Annotated in this window: 12 protein-coding genes; 5 read left to right on the plus strand and 7 right to left on the minus strand. The window is 69.0% G+C overall.

Annotation, left to right across the window (positions count from 1 at the left end; translation table 11 throughout):
* Positions 1-26 precede the first annotated feature (26 nt).
* Positions 27-1358: a 3-deoxy-D-manno-octulosonic acid transferase gene (locus tag Q0716_RS05385; RefSeq protein ID WP_299020557.1), complete on the plus strand. Its 1332-nt coding sequence runs from the start codon at positions 27-29 to the stop codon at positions 1356-1358.
* On the opposite strand, the gene Q0716_RS05390 is transcribed toward Q0716_RS05385, so the two are convergent.
* The 5 genes from Q0716_RS05390 to Q0716_RS05410 form a co-directional block, all read right to left on the minus strand.
* A complete protein-coding gene (locus Q0716_RS05390; RefSeq protein WP_299020537.1) occupies positions 1333-2700 on the minus strand; it encodes a TolC family outer membrane protein in 1368 nt (455 codons plus the stop codon). The two genes, Q0716_RS05385 and Q0716_RS05390, sit on opposite strands and share 26 nt — an antisense overlap.
* A 71-nt stretch (positions 2701-2771) precedes the next feature.
* Entirely contained in the window at positions 2772-3122 is a 351-nt protein-coding gene (locus Q0716_RS05395; RefSeq protein ID WP_299020539.1) for a rhodanese-like domain-containing protein, read from the minus strand.
* Positions 3123-3137: 15 nt separating this feature from the next.
* Positions 3138-3830: a protein-L-isoaspartate O-methyltransferase gene (locus tag Q0716_RS05400; RefSeq protein WP_299020541.1), complete on the minus strand. Its 693-nt coding sequence runs from the start codon at positions 3828-3830 to the stop codon at positions 3138-3140.
* 91 nt (positions 3831-3921) lie between these two features.
* Positions 3922-6531: a DNA mismatch repair protein MutS gene (mutS, locus tag Q0716_RS05405; protein WP_299020565.1), complete on the minus strand. Its 2610-nt coding sequence runs from the start codon at positions 6529-6531 to the stop codon at positions 3922-3924.
* Positions 6532-6608: 77 nt separating this feature from the next.
* A complete protein-coding gene (locus tag Q0716_RS05410) occupies positions 6609-7463 on the minus strand; it encodes an inositol monophosphatase family protein (RefSeq protein WP_299020543.1) in 855 nt (284 codons plus the stop codon).
* 98 nt (positions 7464-7561) lie between these two features.
* Here Q0716_RS05410 and Q0716_RS05415 point away from each other — a divergent pair, with 98 nt between their 5' ends.
* Positions 7562-8320 (plus strand): RNA methyltransferase, encoded by a 759-nt coding sequence (locus Q0716_RS05415; protein WP_299020571.1) that lies wholly within the window; start codon positions 7562-7564, stop codon positions 8318-8320.
* 53 nt (positions 8321-8373) lie between these two features.
* Complete coding sequence (gene cysE / locus Q0716_RS05420) at positions 8374-9144, plus strand: serine O-acetyltransferase (RefSeq protein ID WP_299020573.1); 771 nt, start codon at positions 8374-8376, stop codon at positions 9142-9144.
* A 33-nt stretch (positions 9145-9177) separates the two neighbouring features.
* Here cysE and mog read toward each other — a convergent pair whose 3' ends face one another.
* Together mog and yjgA are read right to left on the minus strand one after the other, a co-directional pair.
* Positions 9178-9774 carry a molybdopterin adenylyltransferase gene (gene mog / locus Q0716_RS05425; protein ID WP_299020547.1) on the minus strand — a complete coding sequence of 199 codons (597 nt, stop codon included), beginning with the start codon at positions 9772-9774 and terminating at the stop codon, positions 9178-9180.
* Positions 9771-10409 (minus strand): ribosome biogenesis factor YjgA, encoded by a 639-nt coding sequence (gene yjgA / locus Q0716_RS05430; protein WP_299020550.1) that lies wholly within the window; start codon positions 10407-10409, stop codon positions 9771-9773. Before yjgA ends, mog begins: the two co-directional genes overlap by 4 nt.
* Positions 10410-10431: 22 nt before the next feature.
* On the opposite strand from yjgA, the gene pmbA reads away from it, so the two are divergent.
* Together pmbA and Q0716_RS05440 are read left to right on the plus strand one after the other, a co-directional pair.
* Positions 10432-11853 (plus strand): metalloprotease PmbA, encoded by a 1422-nt coding sequence (gene pmbA, locus Q0716_RS05435; RefSeq protein ID WP_299020575.1) that lies wholly within the window; start codon positions 10432-10434, stop codon positions 11851-11853.
* Positions 11854-11915: 62 nt separating this feature from the next.
* Positions 11916-12609 (plus strand): AAA family ATPase (locus Q0716_RS05440; RefSeq protein WP_299020552.1); only part of this gene is annotated, 694 nt, incomplete at its 3' end.

Genomic DNA, 12609 nt, shown 5'->3' on the forward strand with positions numbered 1-12609 from the left:
GGGCGCTGGCACTCTACGGTGGGGTCATGGGCGCGCTGTCGCCGATCCTGCGGCGCAAACTCGCGCACCGTGCCCGGCGCGAGCCCGGCTACGCCGAAGCCGTCGAGGAACGGTTTGGCCACTATGCGGGGCCGCCCTCGTCCGGGTGGCTGTGGGTGCATGCGGTATCGCTGGGCGAGACGCGCGCTGCTGCCCTGTGGTTGCGTGCGCTGCGTGCCGAGCGCCCCGACATTCGCGTGCTGTGGACGCATGGCACCGCCACCGGCCGCGCCGAGGGGCGCCGCCACCTGCAACCGGGTGATGCGCAGGCGTGGCTGCCCTGGGATGCGCCGGGGCCGGTGCAGCGGTTTCTCGCGCATTTTCGGCCGCGCCTGGGGGTGTTGATGGAGACCGAGGTCTGGCCGCAGCTGGTCGCGGGGTGTCGCGCCGCGCAGGTGCCGCTGTTGCTGGCCAACGCCCGCCTCAACGAACGGTCGTGGCGGCGCGCGCGGCGCCTGTCCTGGCTCGCCGGTCCCACGTATCGGGGGCTGTCGGGGGTGTTGGCGCAAACGGCGGCGGATGCCAAACGCTTGCATGACCTGGGCGCACCGGTCGATCCGCCACGGGGCCAGATCATCGGCAACGTCAAGTTCGACGTGCCGTGGCACCCGGATCCGTGGTCGCTGGGGCAGCGCTGGCGCATCGCCTGGCAGGCCGCCACCCGCTCCCCCGACTGGCCGCGGGGCCGGCCGATGCTGATGCTGGCGAGCAGCCGTGAAGGTGAGGAGACCCTGTGGTGGGATGCTTGGCGTGCCCGCCGCGGCCGCACGCGGGGTGCGGCGCCGCTGTGGTTGGTGGTGCCGCGTCACCCGCAGCGCGTCGATGCCGTGGAGGCGCTGTTGCAGCGCGCGGGGCTGGTCGTGGTGCGCCGCAGCGCGTTGGGCGCCTTGGATACCGAGACGCCCGCCTGGCCAGCGGCTTACCAGCAGGCCGATGTGCTGCTGGGTGACAGCCTGGGCGAGATGCCGTGGTACTACGCGCTGGCGCAAGTGGCGCTGCTGGGCGGGAGCTTTGCGCCGCTCGGGGGGCAAAACCTGATCGAGTCTGCGGCGTGCGAATGCCCCGTGTTGATGGGGCCGCACACCTTCAATTTCGCTCAAGCGGCCAGCGCGGCGATCGAGGCCGGCGCCGCGTGGCGCGTCGAGGACATGGGCGCGGCCGTCGAGCGGGCGCTGGCGTTGCTCGTCGATCCCGCCGCGCTGCAGCAGGCCCATGCGGGCTGCCGCGCTTTGCTGTCGCAACACGCGGGCGCGGCGCAGCGCTGCGCGCACGCCGTGCTGCGCTGGTGGGATCTCAGCGCGGCTGCAGCAGCGCGTTGAGGGGCTGCAGGTCCTCGGTCTTGAGCACGCCGGCCGCCTGCCGCAGCCGCAGGCTGCCGACCAGCACGTCGTAGCGCGCCTTGGCCAGGCGGGCCTTGGTTTCGAACAGTTGGCTTTGGGCGTTGAGCACGTCGATGTTGATGCGCACGCCCACTTGATAGCCGAGCTGGTTGGCCTCCAGCGCGCTCTGGCTCGACGCCTCAGCCGCCTCCAGCGCGCGCACCTGGCCCAAGCCCGACTGCACGCCAAAGAACGCGGCGCGGGTGGCTTGGCTGACCGCACGCAGCGCCCCTTCGACGTCGTTGCGGGCCTTGTCTTCCAGGGCCACTGCCTCCTTGATGCGGTTGTCCAGTGCGCCACCGGTGTAGAGCGGCAGGTTGAACTGCACGCCGATGCTGGCCGTCTGGTTACGCACGTAGGGGAAGGGCGGCGTCTGCCCAGGAGCGCGTGCCCACTGGTACTGGGCCACGGCGTCCAGCGTCGGGCCTTTGGCGGCCTGGGCTTTGCGCACCTCGAGCCGGGCGATGTCGAGAGCCGCCTGCGCCGCGCGCACGCTGGGGTGCTCGGCCGTGGCCCGCTGCACCCACGCGGCCACGTCGTCGGGGGTGGGTTGGGGCAGCGCCACCGCTGCGGGCAGCCGCCATGGCTGGGTGTCGCTGCGTCCGACCAATTGGTCCAGCGCCAGCCGCTTGACGCGAAGGTCGTTCTCGGCGGCGATTTCCTGCGCCAGCACCAGGTCGTAGCGCGCTTGCGCCTCGCGCGTGTCGGTGATGGTGGCGGTACCAACCTCGAAGTTGCGCTTGGCGGCGGCGAGTTGCTGCTCGACGGCGGCCTTTTGGGCGCGCACGAACGCCAAGGTGTCTTCGGCGCCGAGCACGTCGAAGTACGCCTGCGACAGACGCACGATCAGGTCTTGCTCGGCGGCTTGCAGTTGTGCCTGGGCAGCTTGCAGCGAGCGCTCGGCCTGTTCGACCTCGAGGTGGTTGCCGGGGCGGTACAGCGGATGGCTGGCGGCAATTTTGGCCGACTGGTTGTTGAACGTGTCGTCCAGCGCGCTGACCGAGCTGTCACGGCGATTGACGAATGCCTCGGCCGACAACCCCACGGTTGGCAGCACGCGCGCACGCGCCTGCTCCGCGCGGGCGCGGCTGGCGTCGAATTGCGCCTTGGCGGCCAGGTAGGCGGCATCGTACGCCTGGGCAGCGTCGAGCAGGGTCTGCAGATTTTGCGCGTGTGCGCCTGCGGCGGCACTGGCCAACAAGGCGGCGGCGAAGGCGGGGCGCAGGACCCGCGCGGCGAGCGAGCGAGCGGATGTGACCGGGGGATGGGCGAGCGGCAGCATGGCAAACGGTCCCTATCAAAATCTATACGGTCGGGAGTATACGAAGAACGGCCATCGCCTGCACGCGCGCGTCAGTACTGCGGGACCGAGGGGTCCAGTTCGTGTGCCCAGGCGTGGATGCCCCCAGCAATGTTGACCACGTCGTCGAAACCCTGCCGGTGCAGGAAATGCGCGACTTGGGCGCTGCGGCCACCGTGATGACATAGGCAGGCGATGGGCCGGTCTTTGGGTAGCTCAGCCAAGCGCATGGGAATGCTGGCCATCGGCATGTGGCGCAGCTCGAAGCCATCGGCGCGCACGCTGGCGGTCTGCACCTCCCAGGGTTCACGCACGTCGAGCACGATGGGCAGGGCCGTCGCATCCTGCGCGCGGCACTGTTGCAGCCACTGGGGCAACTGGGCGGGGCGAATGTGGGGCACCATGGTGGAGGGTGGGTTTCAGAAGCGGAACCGCGCGGGTTCAGGGAAATTCCGCAGCCGCGGAATCACGATGTCCCACGGTTCTTCGCTGTGGTAGCCGGTTTCGCTGCCGCGCACGACCAGGGTGGCGCGCATGATGGGGTCTTCACCCACGACGGCGAACAGCCGTCCGCCCACGCGCAACAGTTCCAGCAAATCGGTGGGCACCTCGGCCACCGAGCCGCTGAGTACGATGGCGTCATACGGGGCCTGATCGACGCAAGGGGCGAAGCGCCCCGCGGCGGCGTCGGCCGTTTTGACCCGCACGTTGTCGATGCCGGCGCGGGCCAGGTTGGTGCGCGCCATGTCGGCCAGCGTCGGGTTGATCTCCAACGTCAGCACTTGGCGCGCCATGCGGCCCATGAGCGCCGCCATGTAGCCCGACCCGGCTCCGATCTCGAGCACGTTGTCGGTGGGCTTGAGTGCCAGATCCTGCAGGATGCGGGCCTCGACCTTGGGTGCCAGCATGCACTCGCCCTCGACGGGTGGCTGCGACAGTGGAATTTCCAGATCCGACAGCGCCAGCGCTTGATAAGCGGGTGGCACGAAGGCTTCGCGCTTGATTTGGCCGAGCAACGACAGCACCGTCGCGTCGAGCACTTCCCACGGACGGATTTGCTGCTCGATCATGTTGAAGCGGGCTTTTTCGAAGTCGAACGTCGCGGCGCTCATGCCATACTCCTGCAGGTATCTTCAGCGGGCCAATGCCGTCATTCTACCGAACTGGGGCACGCGCGCCCCAGATCCCATCAATGCGACGCCATCACGCGCCAGCCGGGCGATCCAGTTGCGCGCGCAGGCGATACAGGGCATCGAGCGCGTCACGCGGGCTCATCGCGTCGGGGTCGAGTTCGGCCAGCGCTTGCAACACGGGGTGTTCGGGGCTGGGTGTGGCCTGCGGCTCGGGCGCGCTGGCAAACAGGTCGATTTGGCGCTGCGCCTGCGCGCTGTGCGCCTCGAGCTGGGCCAGTGTGTGGCGCGCTTGCTGAATGACGGCCGCGGGTATCCCGGCCAGACGCGCGACCTGCACGCCGTAGCTGCGGCTGGCGGGCCCGGGCTCGATCTGGTGCAAAAAGACGATGTCGCGCCCTTTGCCTTCGACGGCGCTGACGTGCACGTTGACCGCCCCGGGGTGGCGCGCGGGGAATTCGGTGAGCTCGAAGTAGTGCGTCGCAAAGAGCGTGAACGCGCGCACCCGGTCGTGCAGATGGGTGGCGATGGCGCCCGCGAGTGCCAGGCCGTCGTAGGTGGAGGTGCCGCGGCCGATTTCGTCCATCAACACCAGGCTGTGTTCGGTGGCTTGGTGCAGGATTTGGGCGGCTTCGGTCATCTCCAGCATGAAGGTGGACTGGGCGTTGGCCAGGTCGTCCGCCGCGCCGATGCGGGTGTGGATGGCATCGATCGGCCCCAGGCGACACTGTTGCGCTGGCACGTAGCTGCCGACGCTGGCCAGCAGCACGATCAGCGCGACCTGCCGCATGTAGGTGGATTTGCCCCCCATATTGGGGCCGGTGATGATCTGCATGCGCGTGCGTGCATCCAGCGCCGTGTCGTTGGGCACGAAGGGGCCGGCACCGGTTTCCATCAGGCGCGCTTCCACCACCGGATGGCGCCCCTGGCGAATGTCGATGCGGGGCTCAGGCACGAAAGTGGGAGCGTGCCAGTCCAGTGTGAGCGAGCGTTCGGCCAGTGTCGCCAGCACGTCCAGCGTGGCCAGCGCCCGCGCCAGCGTGCCAAGGGCCACCACGTGGGGCTGCAGCTCGTCGAGCAAGCGGTCGTAGAGCCATTTTTCGCGCGCGAGCGCGCGCTCTTGCGCGCTGAGCGCTCGGTCCTCGAAGGCCTTGAGCTCGGGGGTGATGAAGCGCTCGGCGTTTTTCAGCGTTTGGCGTCGGCGATAGTCGTCGGGTACTTTGTCGAGCTGGCCCTGGGTGACTTCGATGTAGAAGCCGTGCACCTTGTTGTACTGCACGCGCAGGTTGGAAATGCCGGTGCGCTCGCGCTCGCGCGCTTCCAGGTCGAGCAAAAACGCGTCGGCATTGGACTGCAACGCGCGCAGCTCGTCGAGCTCGGCGTCATAGCCGTGGGCAATGACGCCGCCGTCGCGCAGCAGGGCGGCGGGCTCGGGCAGCAGGGCGCGCGTCAGCAGCTCGGCCACGGCCATGGGCGGCTGCAGGTGCTGCGCCAGCTCGACCAGCAGCGGGGCGGGGTGTTGGTCGGCCAGCGCCGCCACCGCCTGCGCCAGTTGCGCGCTGCGCTGCAGCGTCTGCGCCAGTCCCGCGAGCTCGCGCGGGCGCGCCTGGCGCAGTGCGATGCGCGCGGCCAAGCGTTCCACGTCACTCATGCCGCGCAGCCGCGGGCGCAGCGCCTCGGGGCCGTGCGCGCGCAGCGCGTCCACCACGGCTAGCCGGGCGCGGGCGATGGCGCGGTCGCGCGGGGGTTCGAGCAGCCAGCGACGCAGCAGGCGGCTGCCCATGCCGGTGGCGCAGGTGTCCAGCAGCGACAGCAGGGTGGGGGCGGGTTCGCCGCGCAGGGTGTGCGTGAGTTCCAGGTTGCGGCGCGTGGTGGCGGGCAGGTCGATAAGCGCATCGGGCCGCACCACGCGCAGCGCATGCACGTGGCCCAGTGCCCGGCCCTGGGTGTGCTCGGCATAGTCCAGCAGGGCGGAGGCGGCCGCGTGCGCGTCCGCCACGTCCTGCGCGCCCCAGCCCGCCAAACTCGCCACCCGCAGCTGGGTGCACAGCTTGCGTTGGCCCAGCGCGGCGTCGAAGGCCCAGGCGGGCCGCACGGTCAGCGCCGGGTGCGAGGGGGTGCCGACCTGCTCCAGCCAGCCGCGCAGCTCGGCTTCGGCGGCGGGGGGGATCTCAGCGCTGAGCAGCAGCTCCTGCGCAGCGATGCGGGTCAGCCAGGCGCGCAGTTGCGGCCAGTCGCATTCGGCCAGGTGGATGGTGCCCTCGGTCACGGCCATCCAGGCCAGCCCACAGCGGCGACGCGCGCCCAAGTGGACGGCCAGCAACACGGCGTCGGCCTTGTCGGCTAGCAGCTCGCTGTCGGTGAGGGTGCCCGGGGTGACGATGCGCACCACCTGCCGCTCCACGGGCCCCTTGGTTTGCCCGACGTCGCCCACTTGCTCGCAGATGGCCACCGACTCGCCCAGCCGGATGAGGCGGGCCAGATAGGTCTCGACCGAATGCACGGGCACCCCCGCCATCACCACCGGCGCGCCGGCAGACTGCCCGCGCGTGGTGAGCGTGATGTCGAGCAGTCGCGCGGCCTTGTGCGCGTCGTCGTAGAACAGCTCGTAAAAATCCCCCATGCGGTAAAACACCAGCGTGCGGGGGTGCTGCGCCTTGATGCGCAGATACTGCTGCATCATGGGCGTGTGGGCTTCCAGCGGCGCAGCGGGGGCGCCGCCGCAGGCGAGGGCGTCCGCGGCGTCGGGCGTCGTCATCGTCACGGGGTCGGGTCGTCGGGGCGCGTCGGCTCCGCGGGAGCGCAGGCCAAGCGGCTGTAGGGGCTGAGCACGCTCACCAGCTGTCCGTAGATGCGCGGGTTGGCCGCCAGGCATTCCTTGGTTTCCAGGAAATCGGCCTCACCGGTAAAGTTGCCGACCAAGCCGCCGGCTTCGGTGACCAACAGTGCCCCCGCCGCCACGTCCCACGGGCTCAATCCCATTTCGAAAAACCCATCGCTGAAGCCCGCTGCGACATAGGCCAGGTCGAGCGCGGCCGAGCCGGGCCGGCGCACGCCCGCGACACGCGGCATGACGTCGCCCAGCATGCGCAGGTAGGTCTGAAATGCGTCGCCCGGCCGGAACGGAAAGCCCGTGCTCAGCAGGCAGTCGCGCAGCTGGGTGCGCTTGGCCACGCGAATGCGCCGGTCGTTGAGGTACGCGCCACGGCCCTTGCTGGCGGTGAACAGGTCGTTGCGCGTGGGGTCGTAGATGACGGCCTGATCGAGGCGGCCATCCACCATGAGCGCGATGCTGACGCAATAGACCGGAAAGCCATGGATGAAGTTGGTCGTGCCGTCCAGCGGGTCGATGATCCAGGTGTAGGCGCGGCCTTTGCCCTTGCCCTCGCGGCGGCCGGACTCTTCGGCCCAGATGCCGTGCTCGGGGTAGGCCCCCAACAGCGTTTCGATGATCGCGGCTTCGGCGGCGTGATCGACTTCGGTCACGAAGTCGTTGGTCTGCTTGGCCCCGACCCGCAGCGTGTCGAGATCGAGCGAAGCCCGGTTGATGAGGGCACCAGCGGCGCGTGCGGCCTTGATGGCCACGTTGAGCATGGGGTGGAGGTGAGCAGACATGGATGGTGGGCAAGAACGCAAGAAGGGCTGCTCGATGGCAGCGGCGATAATGGCATTGTACCGGTACCCCCGGGGTTGACCCAAGCGCGCCTGTCGTGATTGCCACCCGTTTCGTCCTGATCGAGCCCAGCCACGCCGGCAACGTGGGCGCCGTGGCGCGCGCGCTCAAGGTGATGGGCTTCGACGACTGGGTGCTGGTGCGCCCGCGCTGGCCCGATGTGCTCGAGCGGGGCGAGGCGATCGAGCGCGCCAGTGGCGCGGCCGATCTGCTGCAACGCGCGCGCATCGTTGCCACGCTGGATGACGCCCTGCAGGGCATGAGCCACCTGTGTGCGACGGCCATGACCCCGCGCGATTTCGGCCCCCCGACTGCCGAGCCGCGCGGGTATTTGCCAGCGCTGGCACCGCGCGCGCTGGCCGGGCAGACGGGAGGCGTGGCCTTCGTGTTCGGGCCCGAGCGCTACGGGCTGGCCAACGAGGACGTCTACCGCTGCCACGTGTGCCTGCGCATCCCCACTGCGCCCGACTATGGTTCGCTGAATCTGGCCGCTGCGGTCCAGCTCATCGCCTACGAATGGCGGCTGGCCTTGGGTGGATTTGCCAGCGAGCATCAGGTGCTGACGGCGCGCAGCCCTGCGCCCGACCCGCCCGCGGACGCGCCCGCGCTCTCCGGGCTGCTGGCCCACTGGCAGGAGGCGCTCACCGCGGTCGGCTTCCTCGACCCGGCGGCGCCCAAGAAGCTGATGCCGCGCCTGCGCCGCCTGCTGCTGCGCGCTGCCCCGACGGTGTCGGAAGTCCACATCCTGCGCGGGGTGGCGCGCGCCATGATCGACGCCGCGCGCGGCGGCAGGCGCTAGACTGTGGGGCCCATGGGCGCTCGCCAGGCCCGCCACATTGCACCATGTCCCCCATGTTTCAGCGCCTCAAAGCCGACATCGACGCCATCCTCGAGCGCGACCCCGCCGCGCGCTCGCGCTGGGAGGTGTTGACCTGCTATCCCGGCTTGCACGCCATCTGGCTGCACCGTGTGGCGCATGCGTGCTGGCGTCGGGGTTGGAAGTGGCTGGGGCGCTGGATTTCGCACTGGAACCGCTGGCTGACGGGTATCGAAATCCACCCCGGCGCGCGCATCGGGCAGCGCGTCTTTATCGACCACGGCATGGGCGTGGTCATCGGCGAGACGGCCGAGGTGGGCGACGACTGCACCATCTACCACGGTGTGACGCTGGGTGGCACGTCGCTGTACAAGGGCACCAAGCGCCACCCGACGCTCGGGCGCGGCGTCATCATCGGCGCGGGCGCCAAGGTACTGGGCGGCTTTACCGTGGGGGATGGTGCCAAGATCGGCAGCAACGCGGTCGTGACCAAGCCCGTGCCGGCCGGTGCCACCGCAGTGGGCAACCCAGCGCGCATCATCGTGGCCGACGCAGACGAAAAGCGCGAGGCCGCGGCCGCCAGGATGGGGTTTTCGGCTTACGGCGTGACGCAAAACGACGACCCGCTGAGCCTGGCAATGCGCGGACTGATCGACAACGCGGCCAACCACGAGCACCAGATCGCGCTGCTGTGGCAGGCCATCGAAAAGCTGGCCTGCGCCCAGCGCGGCGAATGCCTGCCCTCGGACGCCGCCAAGACCGAGCACTTCGAGGCCGAGCGCCTCAACCAACTGATCGGCAAGTGAAGCGGCGGCCTGCGTTGTTGACGCTGTGGCCGCTCAGGCACGAGGAGCACGAATGGCGGACTTGGGCCGAAACGCCGCACACACCGCGTCGTTCGTCTCCAGGTAGGGGCCGCCGATGAGGTCGATGCAGTAGGGCACGGCGGCAAAAATGCCATGCACCACGGGTTTGCCGTCGGCGTCGCGCAGGCCCTCCAGCGTCTCGGCGATCGATTTGGGCTGCCCGGGCAGGTTGATGATGAGGCTGCGGCCACGGATGACCGCCACCTGGCGCGACAGGATGGCCGTGGGCACGAAGCGCAGGCTGATCTGGCGCATCTGCTCGCCAAAGCCCGGCATCTCCCGGTCGGCGACGGCCAGCGTTGCTTCCGGCGTGACGTCGCGCGGCGCGGGCCCGGTGCCGCCGGTGGTCAGCACCAGCGAGCAGCCGCAGGTATCGACCAGCTCGACCAGGGTGGCGCTGATGCGCTCGCGCTCATCGGGGATGAGCCGTTCGACGAAGGTGACCGGGTTTTTGAGCGCGCGGTTCAGCCAGTCGCGCAGCGCGGGTAGGCCCTTGTCCTCGTAGACGCCGCTGCTGGCGCGGTCGCTGACGGAGACGATGCCGATGGTGACGGGGTCGTGGGTGTTCATGGGCGGGCAACGGTGGATGGACTCTCGTGCGCGTCGAGGACGGCGCGCACGTGTTGAAACAGCTCCCGCCAGGCGCGGCCCTTGCGCTGGGCCTGGCCGGGTGCGGGATCGGGATGAACCTGCGCGTCTTTACGCGCCTGTCGGATGAGGGCGCGCAGGCGCTGCCAGTCGGCGTCGGGCTCCAGCTCGCGCCAGGCGTCGAGGGCGGCATCGTCGGCCACCAGCCGCTCGCGCCACTGCTCGGCTGCATGCAGGCGCTCGGTCTGCGCGGCGCTGCCCCGGTGTTGTTCGGCCAGCGTCGCCTCGATGGTGGCCACCAACGCATCGTCGAGCTGGCGCATGAGCTTGCCCACGTACTGCAGCTGGCGCCGCCGGCCCTCGAAGTCATCGATGCGCTTGACCTCGGCCAGCGCTTCCCGCAGCGATGGCGGCAGGTCCAGGCCCTGCAGCAGCGACGGTTTCAGCGTGAGCAGCTGCTCACCCACCGCCTGCAGATGGGCGCTGCGTTTTTTCAAGTCGGTCTTGCTGAGGTCTGCGTCCCATTTGGCGGCGCGTTTGAGTTCGGTGTCCTCTTCGCTGCCATAGGCGACGAAGTGGCCCCGAACCCAGTACCCCTTGGTCGGTTTGCGTGGCATGACCGGTATCATAGCCAGCGACATGAAGAAAAAAACCCGCCCCTCCCCCGCGCCCGCCGCCGAATCCGGCCCCTTGGCGGGATTTCAGTTTTCGCAAGACCAGTTTCGCGAGTTGGCCGACTTGGCCCTCAAACACGCGCGCCAGCTGGGCGTGGCCGACGCCGGTGTCGAGGTCTCCGAGGGCAGCGGCCTGAGCGTGTCGGTGCGCTGTGGCGCGCTCGAAAACGTCGAGCGCAACCGGGACAAGTCGCTTGGCATCACCGTCTATCTCGGCCAGCGGCGCGGCAACGCGTCCACGTCGGATTTTTCGCCCGACGCCATCCGACGCACCGTGCAGGCGGCGTACGACATCGCCCGCTTCACCGCCGAGGATCCGGCTGCTGGCTTGCCGGACGAGATCGACATCGCCAACGACTATCCCGACCTGGAGCTGTTCTATCCTTGGCCAATCACGGCCGAACTGGCGGTCGAGCTGGCGCTGCGCTGCGAGGCGGCGGCGTTTGCGGTCAGTCCGCGCATCACCAACAGCGAAGGCGCCTCGGTGTCGGCGCAGCAGTCGCACTTCTGGGCCGAGCACATGCGCGGTGGCGAGCGCGGCCGCCAGGGGATATTCGCCGGTGGCTACCCCAGCTCGCGCCACAGCCTATCGGTCTCCCCCATCGCTGGCAAAGGCAACGGCATGCAGCGCGACTATTGGTACAGCTCGCAGCGCAACCCGGCCGAGCTGGCCAGCCCGGAGGCGGTGGGTCGCTACGCGGCCGAGCGGGCCCTGGCGCGCCTGAGGCCACGCAAGATCGCCACCACCGAATGCCCGGTGTTGTTCGATGCCCCGCTGGCTGCCGGGCTGCTGGGGGCCTTCGTGCAGGCCATCAGCGGCGGCGCGCTGTACCGGCGCACCACCTTTTTGCCCGACAGCTTGGGGCGGCAGGTGTTCCCGTCCCATATCGACATTTGGGAAGATCCGCACCTGATCGGCGCCAAGGGCAGCGCGCCGTTCGACGACGAAGGCGTGCGCACGGTGGCGCGCCCCGTGGTCGGCGCGGGATGCATCAAGGGGTATTTTTTGAGCACGTATTCGGCGCGCAAGCTGGGCATGCGCACCACGGGCAACGCGGGTGGCTCGCACAACCTGCTCATGACCAGCCGCCTGACCGAACCCGGTGACGACCTACCCGCCATGCTGCGCAAGCTCGGCCGCGGCCTGTTCGTCACCGAACTCATGGGGCAGGGCGTCAATCCGGTGACGGGCGACTACTCGCGCGGCGCTGCGGGCTTTTGGGTCGAGGATGGCGTCATCGCCTACCCGGTGCAAGAGATCACCGTCGCCGGCAACCTCAAGGAGATGTTTCGCGGCATACAGGCGATCGGGGCGGATGTGTATAACCTGGGGGCCAAGAACGTGGGATCGGTGCTGATCGACCGCATGAAGGTGGCGGGCAGCTGAGTGTCCCAGGCGTGGGGAGGTCCCCCCGCGCCCAAGGCGTGCAGCGGCGCATAATCAGACCCATGATGCGCAAGAAGCTGCCCATCGGCATCCAGACCTTCGCCAAGATTCGCGGCGACGATTACTACTACGTCGACAAGACGCCGTACGCGCTTCGGCTGATCGAATCGGGCTCGCACTACTTCCTGTCACGCCCGCGACGCTTTGGCAAAAGCCTGTTTCTGGACACGCTGGCTGAGCTCTTCGCCGGCAACGAGCCGCTCTTTCGGGGGCTCTATTGCCACGACAAGTGGGATTGGGGGAAGAAACATCCCGTCATTCGGATCAGCTTCGGCGGGGGGAGGGTACAGAGTCGGGCAGAACTCGATCAGCGCATCCGTTGGAACCTGGAGCAAAACCGCGAACGGCTGGGCATCACATGCCCCAATGTGGACGACATCGCCGGCTGCTTTGCCAACCTCATCCAGGCCGGGGAAAAGCGGTTCGACCAGCGCGCCGTCGTTCTGGTCGATGAATACGACAAACCCATCCTGGACAACCTAACCGAGCCGGAGGTGGCGCGCGCCATGCGCGAGGGCTTGCGCAACCTGTACTCCGTCATCAAGGATCAGGACGCCCACATCCGGTTCGCGTTCCTGACCGGGGTTTCCAAGTTCAGCAAGGTCTCGATCTTCTCGGGGCTCAACAACCTGCGCGACATCACCGTCTCGGCGGAATACTCGGCCATCTGTGGCTATACGGAAGCGGATGTCGATA

This window comes from uncultured Tepidimonas sp. (genome assembly GCF_938045175.1).
Lineage (GTDB): Bacteria > Pseudomonadota > Gammaproteobacteria > Burkholderiales > Burkholderiaceae_C > Tepidimonas.